The 23,399-nt window shown below is 66.2% G+C and carries 25 protein-coding genes; 15 read left to right on the top strand and 10 right to left on the bottom strand.

Annotation, left to right across the window (positions count from 1 at the left end; all coding sequences use genetic code 11):
- Window positions 1-16: 16 nt before the first annotated feature.
- On the top strand, window positions 17-1,507 hold the full coding sequence (gene hisS / locus FMZ75_RS03685; RefSeq protein ID WP_166141355.1) for a histidine--tRNA ligase: 1,491 nt from the start codon (window positions 17-19) through the stop codon (window positions 1,505-1,507).
- Between the two features lie 131 nt (window positions 1,508-1,638).
- The gene (gene mutS, locus FMZ75_RS03680; RefSeq protein WP_166141354.1) at window positions 1,639-4,323 is read left to right on the top strand and encodes a DNA mismatch repair protein MutS; all 2,685 of its coding nucleotides are present in this window, start codon (window positions 1,639-1,641) and stop codon (window positions 4,321-4,323) included.
- Window positions 4,324-4,326: 3 nt separating this feature from the next.
- On the opposite strand, the gene FMZ75_RS03675 is transcribed toward mutS, so the two are convergent.
- Complete coding sequence (locus FMZ75_RS03675; protein ID WP_166141353.1) at window positions 4,327-4,614, bottom strand: hypothetical protein; 288 nt, start codon at window positions 4,612-4,614, stop codon at window positions 4,327-4,329.
- A gap of 116 nt (window positions 4,615-4,730) precedes the next feature.
- Window positions 4,731-5,006 (bottom strand): TonB-dependent receptor plug domain-containing protein, encoded by a 276-nt coding sequence (locus FMZ75_RS03670; RefSeq protein WP_108915412.1) that lies wholly within the window; start codon window positions 5,004-5,006, stop codon window positions 4,731-4,733.
- A 200-nt stretch (window positions 5,007-5,206) separates the two neighbouring features.
- Between FMZ75_RS03670 and FMZ75_RS03665 the strand changes: the two genes are divergently transcribed.
- Together FMZ75_RS03665 and FMZ75_RS03660 are read left to right on the top strand one after the other, a co-directional pair.
- Window positions 5,207-6,982, top strand: a complete 1,776-nt coding sequence (locus tag FMZ75_RS03665) for an acyl-CoA dehydrogenase (protein WP_166141352.1) — start codon at window positions 5,207-5,209, stop codon at window positions 6,980-6,982.
- 16 nt (window positions 6,983-6,998) lie between these two features.
- A complete protein-coding gene (locus tag FMZ75_RS03660; RefSeq protein WP_166141351.1) occupies window positions 6,999-7,760 on the top strand; it encodes an enoyl-CoA hydratase-related protein in 762 nt (253 codons plus the stop codon).
- 63 nt (window positions 7,761-7,823) lie between these two features.
- On the opposite strand, the gene FMZ75_RS03655 is transcribed toward FMZ75_RS03660, so the two are convergent.
- Entirely contained in the window at window positions 7,824-8,318 is a 495-nt protein-coding gene (locus FMZ75_RS03655) for a hypothetical protein (RefSeq protein ID WP_142862806.1), read from the bottom strand.
- 136 nt (window positions 8,319-8,454) lie between these two features.
- Here FMZ75_RS03655 and FMZ75_RS03650 point away from each other — a divergent pair, with 136 nt between their 5' ends.
- The 4 genes from FMZ75_RS03650 (at window position 8,455) to FMZ75_RS03635 (ending at window position 12,995) form a co-directional block, all read left to right on the top strand.
- Entirely contained in the window at window positions 8,455-9,162 is a 708-nt protein-coding gene (locus tag FMZ75_RS03650; protein ID WP_142862807.1) for an SOS response-associated peptidase, read from the top strand.
- Window positions 9,163-9,303: 141 nt separating this feature from the next.
- A complete protein-coding gene (locus tag FMZ75_RS03645) occupies window positions 9,304-10,248 on the top strand; it encodes a peptidoglycan-binding protein (protein ID WP_207783268.1) in 945 nt (314 codons plus the stop codon).
- A 326-nt stretch (window positions 10,249-10,574) separates the two neighbouring features.
- Window positions 10,575-11,084: a GNAT family N-acetyltransferase gene (locus tag FMZ75_RS03640; RefSeq protein ID WP_166141350.1), complete on the top strand. Its 510-nt coding sequence runs from the start codon at window positions 10,575-10,577 to the stop codon at window positions 11,082-11,084.
- A 96-nt stretch (window positions 11,085-11,180) separates the two neighbouring features.
- Window positions 11,181-12,995: an aminopeptidase P family protein gene (locus tag FMZ75_RS03635; protein WP_166141349.1), complete on the top strand. Its 1,815-nt coding sequence runs from the start codon at window positions 11,181-11,183 to the stop codon at window positions 12,993-12,995.
- 10 nt (window positions 12,996-13,005) lie between these two features.
- On the opposite strand, the gene truA is transcribed toward FMZ75_RS03635, so the two are convergent.
- From truA to def, 3 genes are all read right to left on the bottom strand, one after another.
- Entirely contained in the window at window positions 13,006-13,725 is a 720-nt protein-coding gene (gene truA / locus FMZ75_RS03630) for a tRNA pseudouridine(38-40) synthase TruA (RefSeq protein WP_166141457.1), read from the bottom strand.
- 185 nt (window positions 13,726-13,910) lie between these two features.
- Entirely contained in the window at window positions 13,911-14,840 is a 930-nt protein-coding gene (gene fmt / locus FMZ75_RS03625; protein ID WP_166141348.1) for a methionyl-tRNA formyltransferase, read from the bottom strand.
- A 7-nt stretch (window positions 14,841-14,847) separates the two neighbouring features.
- On the bottom strand, window positions 14,848-15,384 hold the full coding sequence (gene def, locus FMZ75_RS03620; protein ID WP_166141347.1) for a peptide deformylase: 537 nt from the start codon (window positions 15,382-15,384) through the stop codon (window positions 14,848-14,850).
- Between the two features lie 209 nt (window positions 15,385-15,593).
- On the opposite strand from def, the gene FMZ75_RS03615 reads away from it, so the two are divergent.
- The 4 genes from FMZ75_RS03615 to FMZ75_RS03600 all read left to right on the top strand — a co-directional run bounded on the left by FMZ75_RS03615 (window position 15,594) and on the right by FMZ75_RS03600 (window position 18,531).
- Window positions 15,594-16,286, top strand: a complete 693-nt coding sequence (locus tag FMZ75_RS03615; protein WP_246728750.1) for a hypothetical protein — start codon at window positions 15,594-15,596, stop codon at window positions 16,284-16,286.
- Entirely contained in the window at window positions 16,283-16,702 is a 420-nt protein-coding gene (locus FMZ75_RS03610) for a hypothetical protein (protein WP_166141345.1), read from the top strand. The genes FMZ75_RS03615 and FMZ75_RS03610 overlap by 4 nt, the downstream gene beginning before the upstream one ends.
- 135 nt (window positions 16,703-16,837) lie before the next feature.
- Entirely contained in the window at window positions 16,838-17,398 is a 561-nt protein-coding gene (locus FMZ75_RS03605) for a LemA family protein (protein ID WP_166141344.1), read from the top strand.
- A 23-nt stretch (window positions 17,399-17,421) separates the two neighbouring features.
- Window positions 17,422-18,531 carry a M48 family metallopeptidase gene (locus FMZ75_RS03600; RefSeq protein WP_166141343.1) on the top strand — a complete coding sequence of 370 codons (1,110 nt, stop codon included), beginning with the start codon at window positions 17,422-17,424 and terminating at the stop codon, window positions 18,529-18,531.
- 14 nt (window positions 18,532-18,545) lie between these two features.
- Here FMZ75_RS03600 and FMZ75_RS03595 read toward each other — a convergent pair whose 3' ends face one another.
- The 3 genes from FMZ75_RS03595 to FMZ75_RS03585 all read right to left on the bottom strand — a co-directional run bounded on the left by FMZ75_RS03595 (window position 18,546) and on the right by FMZ75_RS03585 (window position 20,370).
- Complete coding sequence (locus FMZ75_RS03595; protein ID WP_108915421.1) at window positions 18,546-18,779, bottom strand: hypothetical protein; 234 nt, start codon at window positions 18,777-18,779, stop codon at window positions 18,546-18,548.
- Between the two features lie 327 nt (window positions 18,780-19,106).
- Window positions 19,107-20,051, bottom strand: a complete 945-nt coding sequence (locus FMZ75_RS03590; RefSeq protein WP_166141342.1) for a 50S ribosomal protein L11 methyltransferase — start codon at window positions 20,049-20,051, stop codon at window positions 19,107-19,109.
- 79 nt (window positions 20,052-20,130) lie between these two features.
- A complete protein-coding gene (locus tag FMZ75_RS03585) occupies window positions 20,131-20,370 on the bottom strand; it encodes a zinc ribbon domain-containing protein (RefSeq protein ID WP_108915423.1) in 240 nt (79 codons plus the stop codon).
- Between the two features lie 146 nt (window positions 20,371-20,516).
- Between FMZ75_RS03585 and FMZ75_RS03580 the strand changes: the two genes are divergently transcribed.
- On the top strand, window positions 20,517-21,740 hold the full coding sequence (locus tag FMZ75_RS03580; protein WP_166141341.1) for a GNAT family N-acetyltransferase: 1,224 nt from the start codon (window positions 20,517-20,519) through the stop codon (window positions 21,738-21,740).
- 1 nt (window position 21,741) lies between these two features.
- Here FMZ75_RS03580 and FMZ75_RS03575 read toward each other — a convergent pair whose 3' ends face one another.
- Window positions 21,742-21,909 carry a hypothetical protein gene (locus FMZ75_RS03575; RefSeq protein ID WP_166141340.1) on the bottom strand — a complete coding sequence of 56 codons (168 nt, stop codon included), beginning with the start codon at window positions 21,907-21,909 and terminating at the stop codon, window positions 21,742-21,744.
- A gap of 163 nt (window positions 21,910-22,072) precedes the next feature.
- On the opposite strand from FMZ75_RS03575, the gene FMZ75_RS03570 reads away from it, so the two are divergent.
- Together FMZ75_RS03570 and FMZ75_RS03565 are read left to right on the top strand one after the other, a co-directional pair.
- The gene (locus FMZ75_RS03570) at window positions 22,073-22,387 is read left to right on the top strand and encodes a hypothetical protein (protein ID WP_108915613.1); all 315 of its coding nucleotides are present in this window, start codon (window positions 22,073-22,075) and stop codon (window positions 22,385-22,387) included.
- A gap of 108 nt (window positions 22,388-22,495) precedes the next feature.
- On the top strand, window positions 22,496-23,287 hold the full coding sequence (locus tag FMZ75_RS03565; protein ID WP_166141339.1) for an NAD kinase: 792 nt from the start codon (window positions 22,496-22,498) through the stop codon (window positions 23,285-23,287).
- Window positions 23,288-23,399 lie beyond the last annotated feature (112 nt).

Here is a 23,399-nt window from a genome sequence, read left to right as displayed (position 1 = left end):
AAAGGCGCATCAACCAATGTCAGACGAAAAAAAATCCAAGATAGAGGCGCGTTCCCCGCGCGGCCTCGCCGACCGCGACGCCGCCGAGCTGGCCGCGACCGGCCGCATGATCGACGTCATCCGCTCCGTCTATGAGCTTTACGGCTTCGAGGCGCTGGAAACCCCGGCGATCGAATATACCGACGCGCTGGGAAAATTCCTGCCGGACCAGGACCGCCCCAATGAGGGCGTGTTCTCCTTTCAGGACGACGACGAGCAATGGCTGTCGCTGCGCTATGACCTCACCGCGCCGCTGGCCCGCTATGTCGCGCAGAATTTCGACCGGCTTCCGAAGCCGTTCCGGTCCTATCGCTTCGGCAATGTCTATCGAAACGAGAAGCCGGGGCCGGGGCGCTTCCGCCAATTCATGCAATTCGACGCCGATACGGTGGGCGCGGCCTCGCCGGCCGCCGACGCCGAAATCTGCATGATGGCCGCCGACACGCTGGAAAAGCTCGGCATTCCGCGCGGCGATTACGTCATCAAGATCAACAGCCGCAAAGTGCTGGACGGGGTGATGAAGGCCATCGGCCTGGAGGGCGACGAGAACGCCGGCCGCCGCCTCACCGTGCTGCGCGCCATCGACAAGATGGACCGCCTCGGCCCCGAGGGCGTCCGCCTGCTGCTCGGCCCCGGCCGCAAGGACGAGAGCGGCGACTTCACCAAAGGCGCCGGCCTCGCCGATGACGCCGTGGCGACGATCCTCTCCTTCACGCTCGGCGGGCAATATAAAGACGGCGAGCCGCGCTTCGGCCTGTTCGAGCTGCTCGGCCGCAGCAATGTCGGCGCGGAAGGCGCCGAGGAATTGCTCGAGATAGAGGATCTCGTCCGTGACGCCGGCTTCGGCCCGGACCGCATCCGCATCGATCCCTCCATCGTGCGCGGGCTCGAATATTACACGGGGCCGGTGTTCGAGGCCGACCTCACTTTCGAGACCAAGGACGAGAAGGGCCATCCGGTGCGCTTCGGCTCGGTCGGCGGCGGCGGGCGCTATGACGGGCTCATCGGCCGTTTCCGTTCGGAGAGCACGCCGGCGACCGGATTTTCGATCGGCGTCTCGCGCCTCTATGCGGCGCTGAAGCTCGTCGGCAGCCCGGTCGTCTCGGCCGTGACGCGGCTCGGCCCGGTGGTGGTGCTGGCGCTCGACCGCGACCATATCGCCGATTATCAGCGCATGGTCGCCGCTCTGCGCAACGCCGGCGTTTCGGCGGAGCTCTATCTCGGCTCCTCCGGCATGAAGGCGCAGATGAAATACGCCGATAAGCGCAACAGCCCGGCCGTGGTGATCCAAGGCTCGGACGAGCGCGCCAAGGGCGAGGTGCAGATCAAGGATTTGATCGAGGGCGCGCGAGCGAGCGCCGCAATCTCCACCAATGAGGAATGGAAATCCGCCCGGCCGGCGCAATTCTCTGCGCCGGAGAGCGAATTGGTGGAGCAGATCAAAGCGCTGCTGGCGCGCCAGGGATAGCGCGCTTCTTTCTCTCGCCCGGAAACGCCGAAGGCGCTCGGGCGTTCATCCGAACGCCCCGCCCAGCGCCGCGCGCTCCCTTTGAACTTCCTGCCCTTTGTGTCTTAGTGAGACGCGAACCGAAAAAGAGCATGAAGCGTCTCATGGACGAGAAACCGCGATCCGACGACAAGGCCGCCCGGCCGACGCCGATGATGGCGCAATATATAGAGATCAAATCGGCCAATCCCGATTGCCTGCTCTTCTATCGCATGGGCGATTTCTACGAGCTGTTCTTCGAGGACGCCGAGACCGCCTCGCGCGCGCTCGGCATCATGCTCACCAAACGCGGCAAGCATCAGGGCGCCGATATCCCCATGTGCGGCGTGCCGGTGGAGCGCGCCGATGATTATCTGCAAAAGCTCATCTCGCTCGGCCATCGCGTCGCCGTCTGCGAGCAGATGGAAGACCCCGCCGAGGCGCGCAAGCGCGGCAATAAATCCGTCGTCAGACGCGACGTCGTGCGGCTCGTCACGCCCGGCACCATCACCGAGGAGCAACTGCTCGATCCAGCGCGCCCCAACGCCTTCGCGGCGCTTTCGCGGCTGCGCGCCTGCGATGGAGGCTGGCGCTATGGGCTCGCCTGCGTCGATATTTCCACCGGCGCCTTCGATGTCGCGGAGGTCGGCGAGGCGGAGCTGGCCGGCGAATTGGCGCGGCTGGAGCCGCGCGAGATCGTCGCGGCGGAAGCGATCTGCGCCGATGCACGGCTCACATCGCAGCTCGCGCATCTCGACGCGCCGCTGACCGCGCTCGGACGCGATGTCGGCGGCGAGAGCGCCACGCGGCGATTGCTCGATTTCTTCGGCGTCGCGACGTTAGAGGGTTTCGGCGCGCTCGGTGAGGCGGAGATCGCGGCGGCGGCCGCGGCCATTCTCTATGTCGAGCGCACGCAAAAGGGAAAGCGCCCCGCATTACGCCGTCCCTCGAGCCTGCGCCGCAGCGCGACTCTGGAGATAGACGCGGCGACGCGCGTCAATCTCGAGCTGACGCGCACGCTGAAGGGCGAGCGCGACGGCTCGCTGCTGGCGACGATCGACATGACCGCGACGCCCGCCGGCGCGCGCCTGCTCGCCGAGCGCATCGCCGCGCCCTCCACCGAGCCGGAACTGATCGCGCAGCGGCTCGACGCCGTCTCCTTCTTTGTCACCGCGCCGGAGCTGCGCGCGCGGCTGCGCGCCATTCTCGCCCGCGCGCCGGATGTGGCGCGGGCGCTCTCGCGTCTGTCCTTGCAGCGCGGCGGCCCGCGCGATCTCGGCAATATTCGCGCGGCGCTCGCCGCCGCGCGCGAGATCGTCGCGCTCTTTTCCGCGCAGGAAGCGGCGTCGCTGGTCGCGCAGGAGATCGCCGAGCTGGCCGTCTCGGACGGCGAATTGGAGCGCGCCATTGCGACGCGCCTCGCCGACGATCCGCCGCTCGACAAGCGCGCCGGAAATTTCATCGCGCAGGGCTTCGACGCCGAGCTGGACGAAGCGCGCGCGCTGCGCGACGAGAGCCGCCGCGTCATCGCGAGCCTGCAGCAGCGCTATGTCGAGCTGGCCGAGACCAAGCAGCTCAAGATCAAGCACAACAACTTTCTCGGCTTCTTCATCGAGGTTCCGCAGGCGCAGGGCGAGAAGCTGCTGCGTCCGCCTCTCGACGCGGTGTTCACCCATCGCCAGACGATGCAGGACGCCATGCGCTTCTCGACGCGCGAGCTCGCCGAGCTGGAGGCAAAGATCGCCTCCGCCGCCGATCGCGCGCAAGAGCGCGAGCTGGCGCTGTTCGAGGAACTCGCGGGCGCCGTTCTAGCGCGCGCGCAAGAGCTGCAACGTCTCGCGCAAGGCTTCGCCGCGCTCGACGTCTTCGCGGCGCTCGGCGAGCTGGCGACAAAACGCGATTGGACGCGCCCGCATGTCGATTCTTCGCTCGATTTCGAGATTATCGGCGGGCGTCATCCCGTCGTCGAAGCCTCGCTGGAAGCGCAGGGAAAAATCTTCGCCGCCAATGATTGCGATCTCGGCGACGCGCGCGCCGGAAAAATCGCCGTCGTCACCGGGCCGAACATGGCCGGCAAATCCACCTATCTGCGCCAAAACGCGCTGATCGCCATTCTCGCGCAGGCGGGCTCCTTCGTGCCGGCCAAGAGCGCGCGGCTCGGCGCGGTCGATCGCTTGTTCTCGCGCGTCGGCGCGGCGGATGATCTCGCGCGTGGGCGCTCCACCTTCATGGTGGAGATGGTGGAAACGGCGGCCATATTGAATTGCGCCGGCCCGCGCTCGCTGGTCATTCTCGACGAGATCGGCCGCGGCACGGCGACATTCGACGGCCTCTCCATCGCCTGGGCGACGATCGAGCATCTGCATGAGGTCAATCGCGCGCGCGCGCTGTTCGCGACGCATTTCCACGAGCTGACGCAATTGACGAAGCGCATGGGGCGGCTCGTCAATCTCACCATGAAGGTGAAGGATCACGCCGGCGAGGTGGTCTTCCTGCACGAGGTGGCGAAAGGCGCGGCCGATCGTTCTTATGGCGTGCATGTCGCCGAGCTGGCCGGGCTTCCGGCGAGCGTGGTGGCGCGCGCGCACGCCATTCTCGCCGAGCTGGAGGCGGCCGATCGGCGCGCGCCGGTCGAAAAGCTCATCGACGATCTGCCGCTCTTCGCGCGCGCGGCGCAGGCGGCTCCGCCGAAGGACGCGCTGCGCGAGACGCTGGCGGCGATCGATCCCGATGCGCTGACGCCGCGCGAGGCTCTCGCCGCGCTCTATGAGCTGAAGGCGAAGGCCGCGCGCGCGTGAAGGTCAATTCGAATAGGCGGCGTAGGCCGCATTGGCCCGAGAGGTCGTCGAGGCGCTGTCGAGCTTCGCGCCGCCGAGCGTGAGATCGCGCAAGCTCGCGAGCAGAGCGTCGATCTGCGCATAAGGGTCGGAGCCGGCCTCGGCGTCGGCGCGCGACGAATTCTGCGCGCGCTGCGCGTCGACCGCCGCGACATCGGGGGTCGACGGCCGGCGCTCGACGCTCGGCACGGTGGGCAGGCTGTAGGAGGAGATGCTGGAAAGCGCCAATGACACGGTATTGTCCTCGATCACGATGTTCTCGTGAGCCAGTCCTACCGCGATTGTTTTAACCCGAGCGCCGGGAAGCGCGCGCAAATCGATGTGCGCCGTAAAGCCTTCGTTCACCATGCCGAGGCGGCGGCCGCCGCTCAGCGCCCCATCGACTGAACGCCGGGGACGAAGCGCAGCGCCTCGCCGATCGTCGTCGCCTGAATATCGTCCATGAATTTGCGCGACACGACGGTGACGCTGCCGGGAATTTCCATCACAGGGCGCTTCTCGCCGCCGGGACCCGTGACATGAGGGACGTAATAGCCGTCTTCCGCGGGCCGTGCGGGCGCTTTCGCCTTCGGAGCGGAGCCGGCCTGCGCGGCGGTCGCGATCAGCGCCGATGCGACGGCGGCGAGAATTCGAACATGAGTCAAGACGCTTCTCCGCGCTCGAGCGAGCCTGCAGCTCACATAACGAGTAGACGCCGGTTCGGCGTGGCGAACAAGAGTTTTCAGCACGCCCGCGCAGCGCGCCGAAGCTCCTCCGACATGGGATTTTCGAAATCGCGCGCCTTGGTGGAATAGCGCGGCGGCGGCGCTAGAATGACGGAACGATTCTCTTTGGGAGCCCGCCCATGCCGTATCGCGCGCCAATCGACGATCTGCTCTTCGCCATGCGGCGGGCGGCGGGCGAGGCCGCCTTCGCGCCCGGCGGGCTCTATGCCGATCTCGACGCGGCGACCGCCGCGGCAACGCTCGAGGAGGCCGCCAAATTCGCCGAGAATGCGCTGGCGCCGCTCGATCACGTCGGCGACCGCGACGGGGTGAACTTTTCGGTCGGAACGGTGACGACCGCGCCCGGCTGGCGCGAGGCCTATTCGCTCTGGGTGGAAGGCGGCTGGAACGCGCTTTCTGCGCCGCCCGGTCATGGCGGCATGGGGCTGCCGCTGCTGCTCGCCGCCGCCTGCACGGAGATTTGGAACGCCGCCAATATCTCCTTCGCGCTCTGCCCGCTGCTCGGCCAGGGCGCGATAGAGGCGATGGAGATTCATGCGAGCGAGGCGCTGAAATCCGCCTATCTGCCGAAGATGATCTCGGGCGAATGGCCGGCGACGATGAATCTCACCGAGCCCCAGGCGGGCTCCGATCTCGCCAATTTGCGCACGCGCGCCGAGCGCGCCGGGGATGGCTCCTATCGTCTGTTCGGCCAGAAGATTTTCATCACCTATGGCGAGCACGACCTGTCCGAGAACATCATTCATCTGGTTCTGGCGCGGCTGCCCGACGCGCCCGCCGGCACGCGCGGAATTTCCTTGTTTTTAGCGCCCAAATTCCTGCCGGGGCCGGACGGGCGTCCCGGCGCGCGCAACGATGTCCGCTGTGTCGGGATCGAGCGCAAGCTCGGCATTCACGGCTCGCCGACCTGCACGATGTCCTATGGCGACACTGGCGGCGCGATCGCTTTTCTCGTCGGCCGCGAGAATGAGGGCCTCGCCTGCATGTTCGCCATGATGAACAATGCGCGGCTCTCGGTCGGCCTGCAGGGCGTCGGCCTCGCCGAGCGGGCGACGCAGACGGCGCTGGCCTATGCGCGCGAGCGCCGCCAGGGCCGCGGCCCCTCCGGTGATCCGGCGCCCATCGTCGAGCATCCGGACGTCGTCCGAATGCTGCTGACGATGAAGGCGCAGACCGCCGCGGCGCGGGGGATCTGCTATCTCACGGCCGCCTCGCTGGATCGCGCCCGGCGGCTCGAAGGGGCGCAGGCGCAGGCGGCGCAGGAGCGCGCCGGCCTGCTGACGCCGCTCGCCAAGGCCTATTCCACCGACATAAGCTGCGAAGTCGCCTCGCTCGGCGTTCAGATCCACGGCGGCATGGGCTTCATAGAGGAGACCGGCGCCGCGCAATTGCTGCGCGACGCGCGCATCACGCCCATCTATGAAGGGACCAACGGAATTCAGGCGATCGATCTCGTCACCCGCAAGCTGCGCCTCTCCAAAGGCGCCGCCGTCTGGCGGGAGATCGACGATATGCGCGCCGACATAGACGCGATGGCGGCGAGCAATGACGCGCTCTTCGTCGCAATGTCCCGGCGCGCCGCGGCGGCGGTCGACGCTTTCGAGCGGGCGACCGACTTTCTGTCGGCGACGCCCGATCCGCGCGGGCCGGAGACGCTCGCCGGAGCGACCCCCTATCTGCGGCTCTTCGCGCTCGCGCGCGGCGTCACCCTGCTCGGGGCCGGAGCGCTCGCCGCGCGGCGCGCCGGCGACGCCGCGGCGCAGGACCGGATCGTCACGGCGCGCTTCTTCGCCGATAATCTCGCCGTGGCGGCGGAGGGGCTGGAGCGCGCCATCGTCGACGGCGGCGACTCCGTCGGCGCCGGGCTGGCGCTGCTGTCGTCCGGCGGCGATTGAGACGAGAGAGACGTTCATGCAGAACCGCGAGCTGATCGTGAGCCGGGACGGCCCGCTGATGCGGATCGTCATCGACCGGCCGGCCAAACGCAACGCGCTCAGCCGGCCCATGTACGAGGCGATGATCGCGGCCTTCGCCAAGGCCGATGCGGATGAGGAGATTCGCGCCATCGTGCTGTCGAGCGCGGGCGGTGATTTCACCGCCGGCAATGATCTCGAGGATTTCCGGCGCCCGCTGGACAATGTGCAGGAATTCTCGGCGCTGCGTTTCGTACGCGCGCTCGCGGCGTTGCAGACGCCCATCGTCGCCGCAGTGGTCGGCGACGCCATCGGCGTCGGCGTCACCATGCTGTTCCATTGCGATCTCGTCTACGCCTCGCATGGCGCGCGCTTCAAAATGCCTTTCGTCGATCTCGGCGTGATCCCGGAGGCGGCGTCGACCCTGCTGGTCCCGCAGCGCATCGGCCACGTCAAGGCCACGGAATTCATGCTGCTGTGCGAGAGCTTCGGAGCGAGCGAGGCGCTGCGTCTCGGCGTCGTCAATGCGATCGCCGGCTTCGACGAGGTGGAGGAGATGGCGCTCGACGCCGCCCGCCGGCTCGCCGCCAAGCCGCGCGCGGCGCTCGCCGCGACGAGGCGGCTGCTGCGCGGCGATGCGGCGACGATCGCCGACCGCATAGAGGAGGAGGCCGCTCTGTTCGCGGCGGCGTTGACGACGCGGGAGACCCGCGCCCGGCTCGAGGCCTTTTTCGCCGGCGTGAAGGACGGCGAGCTATAGAGCGCTTTCGAGCGAAGCGGGACCCGGCTCGCGTGAAGAAAGCGTGACCGAGCGACGACAGGCTCAGTCGTCCGACAGTCTGGCGTAGTTCACGAGACGCGACGCCTTGAACAATATGCCGCGCATCTTCTCGCCGGCGCGGGCGCAGGTTCCGGCGAGCCGCTCCATATTCTGCGGCGGGCCGGAACGATATTGCAGGCGCACGGCTGCAACGCTGGCGACGGCGATGGTGTCGAGCTCGGCGACATAGGCTTCGAAGCGACGCTTGAAGTCCGGGCTCACTTTCTCATAGGCCGCGAGCGCCGAATGACGGCCGGGCAGCTGCGAGCGCTCGAAATATTCCTTGTAGGTCACCGGCCGCCAGGCCAGCAGATCGTCGATGAGCTCGGGCATGTGCGGAAGCTGCTCCAGCATCATGACCAGCTCGTTGAACAGGTTGAGATAGTCGTTGGCCAGCCCGGAGACCGGGCTGATCAGCGGCTTGGTGGCGGAAAAGTGATTCGGCGCCCGAGAGCCGTCGACTTGATCGAGCGTCGCGAATTGCGCGTCAGCCGTCATAGGAAATCCCGATATGTTGGGGCCCAATATGAGCGCGAATTGATAAGAATCTCTTTCCAGATCGCCGACGCGATAGGGAGAATGCGCGCGATTTCCGCGGTTTCGCGGCGCCGCAAAAGGGGAACGCGAGGACGTCATGTGCGGGAGATACGCCATCACCCTGCCGCCGCAAGCGGCGCGCGACTATTTCGGCTATGTCGATCAGCCGAATTTTCCGCCGCGCTACAATATCGCGCCGACGCAGCCCGTCCCCATCGTGCGGCAGGAGCGCGACCCGCGCGGCGGCGAGGCGCGACGCTTTCAGCTCGTTCGCTGGGGCTTTCTGCCGGGCTTCGTGAAAGACCCGGCGAGCTTTCCGCTCATCGTCAACGCGCGCGCCGAGAGCGCGCCGGAAAAGCCCAGCTTCCGCGCCGCGATGAAACGGCGCCGCTGTCTCTTCATCGCCGACGCCTATTACGAATGGCGCCGTGAGGGGGCCAAGGGACGCGCCCGCGCGAGCCGGCCCTATCTCTTCCGCCACTCCGATGGAACGCCGCTGGCGCTCGCCGGCCTCTATGAGACATGGATCGGCAGCGACGGCGGCGAGCTCGACACCGCCTGCATTCTCACCGTCTCGGCCAATGGCGCGACGGTCGCCATTCACGACCGTATGCCGGCCATTCTCGCGCCGAAAGACTTCGATCTCTGGCTCGGCCTCGACGAATATGCCGCCGAGGCGGCCTGGCGCCTGCTGGTCCCGGCGCCGGAAGACGCGCTCGAATTTTTCGAGATCGGCCCGGATGTCAACAAGGCCTCCAACGACGGGCCCTGGATTCAAGCGCCGCGCGCCGACCTGCTCGCCTGACAGAGGCGAGCCGGGACAAGCGGGCGGAGGCAGCCGCGAGAAAAAATGCGAGAGGAAAAAACCTTGGCGGCGCGGCGGCGAATGATAAGACTCCTCGCCGTCGCTGTTTCGACATGAGATTTTCTCGAAGGGAGTTTGTAAATGCGCATCGGTATGCGCGCCGCCTTCGCGGCGCTCGGGATCGTCCTGACTTCGTCCATCGGCTCTGCGAGCCTCGCCGGCCCCTATAATCCCGTCGCCCAGGCGGCGCAGTCGAAACTCGCCGCCCAGGGCTTCGATCCGGGAACGCTGGACGGCGTCGTCGGGACCAAGACCACCGCCGCGATCGCCGCCTTTCAGCAGAAGTCCGGCCTGCCGCAGAGCGGCGCGCTCGATCCGGCGACGCTGGAGAAGCTCGGGATCGGCGTCTCCGCATCGAAGCCCGTCGCCGATTGGATCGCCGTTCCGACGCAAGAGGAGATCGACAAGCTCGTTTCCGCCAAGAATGATCCGGCGCGGGCCTACAGCAATTATCTACCCAACGCCGCGGCGGCCGGCCTCTCGCTACCGGGCGCGGCGATCCTCGCGGCGATGAATCAGAGCGCCGACATCTATGGCAGCCGCCGCGCCGGCGAGCCCAAGCATACGGACCAGGGCTATCAATATACGGCCGACTGTCTCAAGACCAATTACGCGCCGACCGACTGGTCGGACATAACGATCCATTATTATTGCCAAATGTCCAAGCCGCGCGCCTGCTACACATATGCGCTGTCCGGCAGATCGACGCCCGCAGGCCTCAAATATCAGCGTCCTGCGGCCTACCGCGGCTGCGCGGCGGGCACGCTGAAGGAAGCCGCCGATTTCATCGCCTTCGTGCCGAAGACGCAGCCGCTGGTCTTCCAATATGTGATGTTCGGCCAGACTCACGCTTTCGATCACGAGCAGGAGCAGGCGATCATCAACGCTTTCTATGGCGTGACGAATCCGGCCGACAAGGCGGAATGCAAGGCCAAGCGCCCGCGCCGCACCGAGGATCCGACCGACGGCACGCACTGTCTCGTGAGCAAGATCATGACGCCGCGCCTCGCCGGCAAAGGCGATTGACGGACGAAAAAGAGCGAGCTTTCGGGCTCGCTCTTTGGAAACGTTTCGGTTCCGTCGGCAGATCGCTGGTCTTCGCCGCGAAACCCCACCCCGTCCGGCTATCGCCGGCCGACCCTCGCCTTTACGAGCGCTTCCAGCCGAAGTGGACGCCGATTCGGCGTTGGAAACACGGAAAGTCTAGAGCGCATTCCGATCGAACGGAATCGTTCGATCGATCAGAATTCGCTCCAACGAAAGAAAGCCGAAGCGAAGGAAGCGGCTTCGATTCGCACATCGGCGCGCGCCTTGCTACGCGAGATACGACGAAGGAGGATGCGACCGCGACAATGGCGCTGACGATCCGACGACTCACGACCGCCGACGCCGCCGAGTTCCACGCTCTGCGACAGGAAGGATTTCGCCTGCACGAGCGGGAGTTTCGCTTCGCGCCCGAGGATGAGGCGCATCTTACGCTCGCGGAGGTCGCGGCGCGGCTGGCGCGCGATTTCGCCGTCGGCGCTTTCGAGGGCGAAAGCCTCGAGGGCGTCGCCGGGCTCGCGGGCTTCGCCGGCGTCAAGACGAAGCACAAGGCGCTGCTCTGGGGCATGTATCTGCGCGCGCGCCACAGAGGCGCAGGCGGCGCCGACGCGCTCATGGCCGCGCTGATGGAACATGCGCGCGGAACCTATGAGATCGTCACGCTGACCGTGATGCGCGACAATGAAAGAGCGCGGCGCTTCTACGAGCGTTGGGGATTTACGATCTATGGCGTCGAGCCGGCGTCGGTGAAGACGGCGGAGGGCGCCTATCTCGATGAAGCGCTGATGGCGCTGCGGTTCGCCTCCAGCACTATTTGAATTGCATGTTCTTTCCCGAAAACCGCTTCGCACTTTTCGGGAACATGCCGTAGCCGACATATTGCCGCAGAGCGGGGAAGGGCATAGGTTCGAGACATGTTCGAGAGCAGATTCCAGAGCTTCGCCGACGACGCCTGCGGGCAGGACAGCGCGGAGCGACTCGCGGCCTTGCGCGCAGAGCTCGCGCGCCGCCGCATCGACGGCTTCATCGCCCCCCGCGCCGACGAGCATCAGAACGAATATGTGCCGAAATCGGCGGAGCGGCTCGCCTGGCTGACCGGCTTCACCGGCTCGGCCGGCGTCGTCGTCGTGCTGGCCGACAAAGCGGCGCTCTTCGTCGACGGGCGCTATACGCTGCAAGCGCCCGAGCAGGTCGATACGAAACGCGTCGCCGTCTTCGACATTTCGCAAAAGGCGCCCGCGCGCTGGCTCGCCGAGACGGCGAAGCAGGGCGCGCGCATCGGCTATGATCCCTGGGTGCACACGCCGGCGCAGATCGAACGCTACGCCAAAGCATTGGAGAGCAAGGACGTCACGCTCGTTCCGCTCGACAGCAATCCGATCGACGCTGTTTGGACCGATCGGCCGGAGCCGCCGCGAGGCGCCGTAACGCTCTATCCGCCGCGCCTCGCCGGCGTCGCGGCCAAGACGAAGATCGCGCGCGTGCGCAAGGCGCTCGGCGAGGCCGATGCGCTGCTGGTCTCCGATCCCCATGCGCTCGCATGGCTGTTCAATCTGCGCGGCGCCGATGTCGCGCATACGCCGATCGCGCTCGCTTTCGCCGTCCTTCCCAAGGAGGGCAAGCCGCTGCTCTATGTCGATCCCGCCAAGCTCTCGGCCAAGACGAGGAGCAGCCTCGAAGGCCTCGCCGATATTTATGAGCCGGCCGATGTCGTCGAGGATCTCTCCGACGCCGGCGCGCGCGGCATGACGATCCTGTTCGACTCCGCCACCGCGCCGGCGAAGCTCGTCGAGCTCTTCCGCGCCAAAGGCGGCAAGCCCAAGCTCGGCGATGATCCGATCGCGCTGCTCAAAGCGATCAAAAACGACATAGAGCTCGATGGCGCGCGCGCCGCCCATTTGCGCGACGGCGTGGCGCTGACGCGCTTTCTCGCCTGGTTCACGGAGACGGCGCCCAAAGGAAAGCTCACGGAAATCTCCGCCGCTCAGGCGCTCGAGACCTTCCGTCGCGAGAGCGGCGAGCTGCGCGATCTCTCCTTTCCCACCATCTCCGCCTTCGGCCCGCACGCCGCCATCCCGCATTACCGCGTTACGGAGGCGAGCGATCTACGCATCTCGCGCGGCTGCTATCTCGTCGATTCGGGCGCGCAATATCTCGACGGCACCACCGATGTGACGCGCACCATCGGCGTCGGCCGGCCGTCGAAGCAATTGCGCGAGCATTTCACCCGCGTGCTGCAGGGCCATATCGGCGTCGCCCGCGCGGTGTTTCCCGCGGGCGTTAGCGGCGCGCAGCTCGACGCTTTCGCGCGCCGCAGCCTGTGGGAGGCGGGGCTCGATTTCGACCATGGCACAGGTCATGGCGTCGGCGCCTATCTCTCGGTGCACGAGGGGCCGCAGCGCATATCGAAACTCGGCTCGGCGCCCTTGCAGCCGGGCATGATCCTCTCCGACGAGCCGGGATATTATCGCGCCGGCGAATATGGCATTCGCCTCGAAAATTTGATCGTCGTCGAGAAGCGGGAGATCGAAGGCGCCGAACGCGAGATGCTCGGCTTCGAGACGCTCACTCTCGCGCCTTTCGATCTCGCCCTCGTCGAGCCGAAGCTTTTGAGCCTCGAGGAGACGCGCTGGCTCAACGCCTATCACGCGCGGGTGCGCGCGGAATTGTCGCCGCATCTCGACGCAAAGACGCGCAAATGGCTGGCGCAGGCGACGAGACGATTGTGAGCGTCCGCCGTCAATAATCGACGGCGACGAGATAGAGCCCATGCGGCGGGGCGACCTGACCGCAGCGGGTCCTGTCCTTCGCCTCGAGCGCCGCGCGCAGATCGTCGGCGCTCCATTTGCCGGAGCCGACATGCTCCAGCGAGCCGGCCAGCGAGCGCACCTGATTGTGCAGGAACGACCGCGCGCAAGTGACGATTTCGATGATGTCGCCGTCGCGACGCACATCGAGCCGCTCCAGCGTCCGCACCGGCGAATTGGCCTGACATTCGGTCGAGCGGAATGTCGTGAAATCATGCCGGCCGACCAGCGCCTGCGCCGCCGCGTGCATGGCCTCCGCATCGATCGGCCGCTTCACATGCCAGGCGCGGCCGCGCTGCAAGGTCAGCGGCGCGCGGCGATTGTCGATCACATAGCGATAATGCCGGCGGATCGCCGAGAAGCGCGCCTCGAAAGTCTGCGCGACGCGGCGCGTTTCCAGCACGGCGATCGGCGACGGCCGCAGATGCGCATTGAGCGCGTCGCGCAGCCGGTCCTCGCGCCATTCGCGCGAAAGATCGACATGGCCGACCTGCCCCAGCGCATGAACGCCGGCGTCGGTGCGCCCGGCGCCATGCACCACGCGCCGCGCGCCGGCCTCCAGCGCCGAAACCGCCTCCTCGAGGCGCTGCTGCACGGAGACGCCATTCTCCTGCCGCTGCCAGCCAACGAAGGGAGAGCCGTCATATTCGATGGTGAGCGCATAGCGGAAGGCGGCGCGCCCACCCTCCCCTTCAGGGGGAGGGTCGGACGGCGCAGCCGTCCGGGGTGGGGTGAAATCCCGAGACTCGGGGGGCGCCCCCTCGCGCTCGCCTGCGGCGATCGACCTCCCCCCTCCAGGGGGAGGTGGGGCGGCCGTATTGGATATTGTCGTCACTGTCAGATCGCCAGCGTCATGCCCGGCGCGAGCGGGCGGCCGCGCAGAAATTCGGCTATGGCCATGGGCGCCTTGCCGCCGCGCTGCACCTCGACGAGCCGAACGGCGCCCTCGCCGCAGGCGATGAGGCCCTTGTCGTCGAGCGCCGCGCCGGGCGCGCCTTCGCCTGTCTCGAGCTTGGTGCGCAGCACTTTCACGCGCTCGACGCCATGGCCGAGATCGCTCTCGAAGAACGCTCCCGGAAAGGGCGAGAGCCCGCGCACGAGATTGTGAATCTCACGCGCCGGGCGCCGCCAGTCGATGCGGCTCTCGCTCTTGTCGATCTTTTGCGCATAGGTCACGCCTTCTTCGGCCTGGGGCGCGAAGGAGAGGCCGTCCTCCGAGAGATCGCGCAGCGATTTGGCCAACAGCTCGGCGCCGGCGGCGGCGAGGGCGTCATGCAATTCGCCCGTCGTCATATCCTCGCCGATGGCGATGCGCGCCGTCGCGGCGACGGGGCCGGTGTCGAGCCCGGCCTCCATCTTCATCACCATCACGCCCGTCTCGGCGTCTCCGGCCATCACCGCGCGCTGGATCGGCGCCGCTCCGCGCCAGCGCGGCAGCAGGGAGCCATGCAGATTGAGGCAGCCGAAACGCGGCGCGTCCAGCGCCGCCTGCGGCAGAATGAGCCCATAGGCGGCGACCACCGCCACATCGACGCGAAGATCGGCGAAAGCGCCGATGGTCTCGGCGTTCTTGAAGCTCTTGGGCGTGAAGACGGGGATGGCGAGCGTCTCGGCCAGCCGATGCACGGGCGAGAGCTTCAGCTCCATGCCGCGGCCGGCCGGGGCCGGCGCGCGCGTGTAGACGGCCGCGACCTCATGGCCGTCGGCGACGATTCTCTGGAGCAGAGGCGCGGCGAAATCGGGCGTGCCCATGAAGACGACGCGCATCAGGGCGTTACGCCTCGACCTTGTCGGCGACGGGAGCGGCGCGCGCGGCGGCCTTGGCGAATTTCTTCACCACGCGCTCGCGCTTGAGCCGGGAGAGATGGTCGATGAACAGCCCGCCCTCGAGATGGTCGATCTCGTGCTGGAGCACGGTGGCGAGCAGCCCGTCGGCCTCGATCTCCTGCGTCGCGCCCGTACGGTCGAGATAGCGCACGCGCACGCGGGCCGGGCGCTGCACATCCTCGAAATAATCGGGGACCGAGAGGCAGCCCTCCTGATAGACGAACAGCTCCTCGGAGGCCCAGACGATCTCGGGATTGATGAAGAACATGGGATTCTTCGGCTCGTCGCCGCGCGTCGCGTCGGCGACCACGATGCGCTTGGGCACGGCGATCTGGATCGCCGCCAAGCCCACGCCAGGGGCCTCGTACATCGTCTCGAGCATGTCGTCGAGCAGAAGCTGAAGCTCGCCGTCGAAGGTCGCGACCGGCTCGGAAACGAGCCGCAACCGCGGATCGGGCAGGGTGATGATGGGACGAATGGCCATTGCTGTCGCGCCTGAAGTCTCGCGGTCGAGGGTTTCTCGGTCGAAATAGGGATGCGCGCCGTCTCCGTCAAATGGACGCCGGCGCGGCTTTGTCGCAGATTATATTCCGCTTCGCTCCGCAATGTAAGCGCGATCGGGCGGCGCACTGGCCGAGGATTTTGTTGACAGCGCGCCATCGCGCTGAATCTATGACGGCGCAGGAGGCGCTCATGGAAAATCTCATAGGCGTGGGGTTGTACACCCCGGCGGAGGCGGGCCGGCTCCTCGCGATCGCTCCTGGAAAGCTGGCGCGGTGGCTGCGCGGCCGTCACGTCGGCGAGCATGAATATGCTCCGCTTTGGAAATCGCAAATCGACCTCGACAACGGCCATGTCTATTTGGGATTTCGCGATCTCATGGAAGCGCGAATTGCCGACAAGTTCATGCGTTGCGGAGTCTCGTCCCGACGCGTGCGCGCGGCGATCCAGATCGCGCGCGAGATCATCGGCGATGAGCGGCCGCTGTCGACCGATCGATTTCGGACAGACGGTCGAGACATTTTTCTGCGCGTCGCCGAAACCGACGAGCATGGGGAAGAGCGGGAAGGATTGTTGAACCTGTTCCGGCGTCAATACGAGTTCAAGCAGATCATCGAGCCATTGCTGAAGTCGGTCGATTTCGATGATAAAGGCGCGCCTTTTCAATGGTGGCCGGCCGGGCGTCGCACGAGCATCGTGGTCGATCCAGCGAGGTCGTTCGGCCAGCCGATCGATGCTTCGACGAGCGTGCCGACCGCGGTCTTGGCCGTGGCGGCAAATCGAGACGGGGTCGAGACGGCCGCCGTGGCGTTTGACGTCCCCGAGACCTCGGTCAGACGCGCTGTCGAGTTCGAGGCCGAGCTAGAGCGGCGGCTCGCCGCGTGAAGGTGCTGTTCGACAATTGCACAGCGCCGGTCATGGCGTCGACTTTAGACGGCTTTGTTTCATCATTTGGACATCGCGCATTTCATATCAAAGACGCGCCGGGGTTGCCCAATGGCCGCCATGCCTCCGATTTCGAATGGATCGACTATCTACGGAAAAGTCCCGACGCATGGATGTTCGTTTCGGGAGACGGCCGCATCTTGAAAAATGCGGCCGAACGCGCTGCGCTTCGCTCGGCCGGTCTTCACGGCTTCGTTCTCGCGCCCGCATATCAGAAGACGCCGTTGCATCAGGTCGCGGCCACGATCGTCTGGAAGTGGCCTGAAATCGAGGCCGTCACCAAATTGATCGCGCCGCCTTCGATGCATGAGATTCCGATCGGCAAGAATGTCAGGCTTCGATCTTTGCCCCTTTGAGGCGTTCGGCAGATTTACGCTCGACAGGTGGGTCCCGCTCCATTGTGCGTCGGCGCACTTTCGCGGGTCGTGAAAGCCGGATACGACTTGCGCATTCCGCCGCTGGCGTGCGGCGGGAAGATCAAGGAGCCCCAAATGACCGCTCTCGTCCTTCTCGGCGTATTGGCCCTCGCCGTCCTCTGGCTCGTCGGCTCCTACAATAGCCTGGTGACGTTGCGGCAGCGCTGCCGCCAGGCTTTCTCGGACATAGACGTGCAGCTCAAGCAGCGTCACGACCTCATCCCCAATCTGGTGGAGACGGTGAAGGGCTACGCCGCCCATGAGCGCGGCACGCTCGAGGAGCTCGTCGCCGCCCGCAACAAGGCCGTCGCCGCGCAGGGGCCGCAGGCGCAGGCCGCGGCCGAGAGCGCGCTCAACGGCGTGCTCGGCCGGCTGTTCGCCCTCGCCGAGAATTATCCAGATCTGAAAGCCAATCAGAACTTTCAGCAGCTGCAGAGCGAGCTGTCCGACGTGGAGAACAAGATCGCGGCGGCGCGGCGCTTCTTCAACAACGCCTCGGCCGAATATAATGCGGCCCGCGAGAGCGTCCCCGCCGCCTTCTACGCCGCGTCCTTCGGCTTTGCGCCGCAGGAGTTCTTCAATCTCGAGGATGGCGAGCGCAAGGCCGTCCGAGAGATTCCCAAAGTGCAGTTCTGAGCCTCCCTCAACACGCTGGGCCCATGTTTCACGCTTATGGCCTCTACACTCATATCCGAGCCAATCGGCTGCGCTCGCTGCTGCTGCTCGCGGGATTCGTCGTCCTGCTGCTGGCGCTGATGTTCGCCGTGGCGCTTCTCTTCGAGGCGTCGGAGGATGCAACAGCGCCGCAGATCATGGCGCGCGCGCTGCGCGATCTCGAGCAGGGCTGGCCGATCGCTTTCGGCGCCGCCGGGCTGTGGTTCGCCATCGCCTATGTCTTTCATCAAAAACTCATCGACATGGCGACCGGCGCCGCCGATGTGACGCGCGAGGATGCTCCGCGCCTCTATAATCTCTTGGAAAATCTCTGCATCTCGCGCGGCATTGCGACGCCGGCGCTGAAGATCATCGAGGATGGCGCGCTCAACGCCTATGCCTCCGGCGTGAGCGAGGGCCATTACGCCGTCACCGTCACGCGCGGCCTTCTCGACCATTTGGACGACGTCGAGATCGAGGCGGTGATCGGCCATGAGCTGACCCATATTCGCAATCGCGACGTTCAGCTGATGGTGGTGGCCGCGGTTTTCGTCGGCATATTCGCCTTCGTCGGCGATCTCGTCATTCGCAATTGGGGCTTTGGTTTCTCGCCCAGACGCACTGCCGAGGAAGGCCGCGATCGCGGCGGCGCGAGCGGCGCCGGCCTCGCGATAATCATCGCTCTCGCCATCATCGCGCTGAGCTGGGGCCTCTCGGTGCTGATTCGCTTCGCCATCTCGCGCTCGCGCGAATTTCTCGCCGACGCGGGCTCTGCGGAGCTCACCAAAAATCCCGATGCGATGATCTCGGCGCTGCGCAAGATCGAGGCGAACGCCCTCATCCCCGACATGCCCTCGCGCATGGGCGCCTTCTTCATCGAGAGCCCGCGCAAGGCGCGCGCGCTGTTTTCGACGCATCCTTCCGTCGACGATCGCGTCGCCGCTCTGGTGCGCTACGCCGGCGGGCGCGACATGCCGAAACTGGAGCCGCCGCCGCCGATCGAGAATCACGGGCCCTGGGAGGCGCAGCCGGCGCCCGACGCGCCGGGCTTTCTGCCGCGCGACGGCCGCAGCCCGCTCGATCCGCCTTCCGCCTCGAACGGACCTTGGGGCTGAACGGCGGATAGGCGTCAGCCGCATCCCTGCTCGGCGACGAGGGCGAGCGAGGTCAGCGCCGAGACGCGCGGCGGCGCGTCGCGCCGCAGTTCCAGCGCCGCATTGCGCGCCGTCTCCGCCGATTGGAACAAGCGCCCTTCCAGCGGCCGAAACGATTGCTTCGCCGCATAGAAACGATAGCCGTTCGCGTCACGGGCGATGACGCCGACGGCCTCCTCGCCGAGCTCGATAATATAGGCGTCGGACATTTTCGGCCTCCTTCTCCGCGGCGCGCGCCCTCGAAAATCATTGCGGGCTTCGCTGCTTTCCGAGCACATAGGCTCCTGCGGATTGTTCGCTATGTCAAATAGTATGTTCTTTTAATAGAACACTTCCAAAAGAATAAACACGCTCCCGAACGGCGCTATGCAAAAACCTTTTCTCTCGGCCCGTCACGGCCTGGAGCCCTTATCAGGACCTCTTCGAATCGGGCGCGCCGATCGCCAATTTTCTGCCTTTCAGTTCTGCTCGGCATGGCGCTGCTCGTTGCGCTCGGCAAGGTCGTCGAGACCAAGGCGGCGGGGGGCCCCTTCGTCTCAGTCGTCTTCGTCGTCGGGCAGGCGCCAATCCGGCCGGGGCGCGGCGCCGCCGCTGCGCAGCAGCAGGGTCGCCCAACCGTCTATGTCGCGGCGCTTCGCCAGCGAAAAGCCCTGCGCGCGATAGGCCGAGAGCACGCCGGGCACGTCGCGCGCCAGCAGGCCGGAGAGCACGAACTCGGCCCCCGGCGCGGCGACGGCGGCGATCTTGGGCGCGAGCAGGCGCAGCGGCTTGGCGAGAATATTGGCGAAGATCAGATCATATCGCGCCGGGGCCAGCGCCGGATGGCGCACGCCCACGGCGACGACCGGCCGCACCAGATCGCCGACGCCGTTGAAGCGGGCGTTGACGCCGGCCGTCTCCACCGCCACAGGATCGATATCGCCGCAGGCGATGGGCTGTCGCAGCAGGCGCGCGGCGGCGATGGCGAGCACGCCGGTGCCGGTCCCGACATCCAGCACATTCTGCGGGCGCCGCTGCTTGCAGATTTCCGCGAGAGTCAGCAGGCAGCCGAGCGTGGTGCCGTGATGGCCGGTGCCGAAGGCGAGCGCCGCCTCTATCTCTATGCCGATGTCGCTCGCGCCCACGCGGCCGCGATCATGCGAGCCATGGACCAGGAATCGTCCGGCGCGCACCGGCCGCAGCCCTTCGAGCGAGGCGCCGACCCAATCCTTTTGCGAAATCTCGAAAAATTGCGCGGCCGCGGCGGCCTCCGCGCCGGCGGCGGCCTCGATCAGCGCGCGGATTTGCGCTTCGTCGGGCGGATCGCCGAAATAGACTTCGACGGCCCAGCTTTTTTCATCCGGCTCCTCGAAAGCCGTGGCCGCGGTCTCGGCCGGGTCGAAGGTCTCGACCACGAGATCGGCGATGGCGCGCGCGGATGTTTGGTCGCAGACGAGGCGCAGGCCGTGGCTGGCGCCATTGGGGGGAAGTCCTTCGAGCATGAGCGCGCTTAGCACGCCCACACGGCGGCGTCATCCCGCCCTCTGGCGGAGCGCCGGAGGCTCCGCTCGGCGGGCGCTGTCAGCTCTTCGGCTTCGCCTGAATTTCCTTCTTGCTGAAATTGGACAGCTCGCCCTCGGCGGCGGCCGCCTTGCGCCAGGATTTGGCGATGGCGGGATATTTGATCTCGACGCAGATTTTGGCGACCTGCTGCTCCAGCTTCTCGCTTCCGCAAGACGGACAGACGGGCGTGTCCGAAGCGCGGACCAGCAGTTCGAACTCCGCATGGCAGTCTCGGCATTCATAGGAGTAGAGCGGCATTAGTTCCCTCGTCCATTCCTCTCATCGGCGGATAGGCGCCTATTTTTGAAGCAATAACCGTACCGGAGGAGGGCGGACAAAAAGCCGATTGGAACGTCTTTCGCTTCGCGTAGAGTGTGCAGCTCTCTTTCAAAACCGCGGGCGCCATGTGCTCAGATCATAGGACGTCCTCCGCTCGTCTGACGGCCCGTTTCATCCCCTCGCTCGAGCAGATCGACGCCGCGGCCTGGAACGCGCTCGCCAATCCGCCCGGCCTCACCGCCGAGGAGGCCGGGGGCGAGCGGCATAATCCCTTTATCTCCAGCGCCTTCCTGCTGGCGCTGGAGCGCTCCAAATCAGTCGGCGGGCGCAGCGGCTGGACGCCGCTCTACACGATTCTCGAAGACGCCGAAGGCCGCCTCGTCGCGGCCGCGCCTTCCTATGTGAAGATGCACAGCATGGGCGAATATGTCTTCGATTTCGGCTGGGCTCAGGCCTATGAGAACGCTGGCGGGCGCTATTATCCCAAGGTGCAGGTGGCGGTTCCCTTCACCCCGGCCACGGGGCGGCGGCTGCTCGTCGCCCGCGACGCGCCGGAGGGCGCGCTGCCGGGCCTGATCCATGCGCTGCGCGCGCTGCGCCAAGCGGCGGAGGCCTCCTCGATCCATGTCACCTTCGCGACAGAGGGCGAGGTCGGCGCGCTGGCGGCCGAGGGCTTCGCCCCGCGCGCCGGCGAGCAGTTCCATTTCTTCAACGAAAACTATCGCGATTTCGACGATTTCCTAGCCGCGCTCTCCTCGCGCAAACGCAAGACGATCAAGCGCGAGCGCCGAGACGCGCTGGGCGACGACGTCTCGATCGATCTTCTGACCGGGGCGGACATACAGCCCGCGCATTGGGAGAAATTCTACGCCTTCTATATGGACACGGGCGCGCGCAAATGGGGACGGCCCTATCTGACGCGCGATTTCTTCGATCGCATCGGCGAGACGATGGCGGACCGCATCCTCCTGGTGATGGCGCGGCGCGATGGGCATTACATCGCCGGGGCGATCAATTTTCTGGGCGACGATGCGATTTACGGCCGCAATTGGGGCGCGCTGGAGGAGCGGCCCTTCCTGCATTTCGAGGTCTGCTATTATCAGGCGATCGAATACGCCATTCGCCATGGCTACAAACGCGTGGAGGCCGGCGCGCAGGGCGAGCACAAGCTGGCGCGCGGCTATCGGCCCGTCGCCACCCATTCGGCGCATGATTTCGCCGACGCGCGGCTGCGAACCGCGGTGGTCGAGTTTCTCTCGCGCGAGAAAGTGGCCGTGGACGAGGCGATCGCCGATTATGAGGCGAGCCTGCCCTTCCGCCGCGACGAGGCGGGCGACGCCGAATCGTGAATCAGCGCGAATCCGGCGTCTTCGCCTCCGGTTCGCTCTCGGGCGCGCCGGACGATTGCGCGGCCGCCTTGCGTCGGCGCAGATTGGCCCTGAGCGCGGCGGCCAGCGCCGCGGCGTTCTTCTTGGGCGGCGGTGGCGGCTGGCGGCTTTTCTTTCCTTCCTCGGTCATAGCGGGGCTCGATCTTGCGGCTCTTTGTCGGCTTCTGCCTCTTCCTCGCGCTGATGGGCGCGGCGGGAATGGCTCTGTCTCTGTTCTACGGCGACGGCGCCAGCCGGCACAAAATTTGCTGACTTTCGTCGCGAAGTTCAATCCAGCACGAGTGACGACGACAATGCAAACGACTTTCATCAGAAATACCGACGATGGCCATAAAGTCGAAGTCATCGGTCCTTATGTCTGTGTGGACGGCAAGCCGGTCGCCGATCGCGTCGTCGAGGTCAAGGACCATCCCAATCGCTTGCGGATTCTGCACACGCTGCCCAACGCCGCCTTCATGGCCGGCCCTGTGGTGCTGACGGCCGAGGAAGCATCCCTTGTCCGCGGCGCGCTGCTGCAGGCCAAGCCCTCGCCGACCGATCCGGTCGCGATCAACGAGCAGCTCCGCAACGCCATCAATGCGCGCAACCGCGAGGCGGGCATAGAATAATCTCGCTCGTCTCGAGGAATCGCCTCCCGTTTCCTTCCGACTTCGCCGGGTGTATGGAATTCGGCCCACGCCGCCGCGAGCGCGGCCCCCGCCGAGCCAGGTCCCCCCATGTCCGAGTCCGGCGAAACGCCGAACAATTATAAAAAGCTCGCCTTCCTCTCCTCCGGCACGCCGGAGGCCGATGGAGCGCGGGCGCGGCTCGTCGCCAAATATGGCGAGGTTGCGCCGGAGGAGGCCGATTGCATTGTCGCGCTCGGCGGCGATGGCTTGATGCTGCGCACGCTGCATCGCTTCATGGGCGCCGGCAAGCCGATCTACGGAATGAATCGCGGCTCCGTCGGCTTTCTGATGAACGAGTATCGCGAGAGCGCCCTGCGCAAGCGCATCGCCGAATCCAAGCCCTCGATCATCCATCCGCTGCTGATGCGCGCGACCAACACGCATGGCGACGAATTCGCCGCCCATGCGATCAACGAGGTCTCGCTGCTGCGCCAGAGCTCGCAGATCGCCAAGCTGCGCATATTGGTGAATGGCCAGGAGCGCCTGCCCGAGCTCATCACCGATGGCGTATTGGTGGCGACGCCGGCCGGCTCCACCGCCTACAATCTCTCCGCCAATGGCCCCATATTGCCGCTCGACGCGCCTTTGATGGCGCTGACGCCGATCTCCGCCTTTCGCCCGCGGCGCTGGCGCGGCGCGCTGCTGCCGGACGCCGCCAAAGTGCGGCTGGAAGTCTTGGAGGCGGACAAGCGCCCCGTTTCCGTCGTCGCCGATCACGACGAATTTCGCGATGCGCTACAGGTCGACGTCGAGATGGATCACCGGACCGATCTCATTCTCCTGCACGACGCGGGGCACTCGCTGGAAGAGAGAATATTGCGCGAGCAGTTCGGCTATTGAGACGCGGCGGCGAGGACATCGCCAGATAGAAGGCCGAGCGCGAAAGACCACGGTCTAGCCAGACCGGGTTTCCCTGCTATGTACGGATACAATCCATATGCTCGGCCGAGAG

Source organism: Methylosinus sp. RM1 (genome assembly GCF_011378635.1).
Lineage (GTDB): Bacteria > Pseudomonadota > Alphaproteobacteria > Rhizobiales > Beijerinckiaceae > Methylosinus > Methylosinus sporium.
Note: the sequence above shows the minus strand (reverse complement) of the source record. Positions and strands in the feature narration are given on the sequence as shown.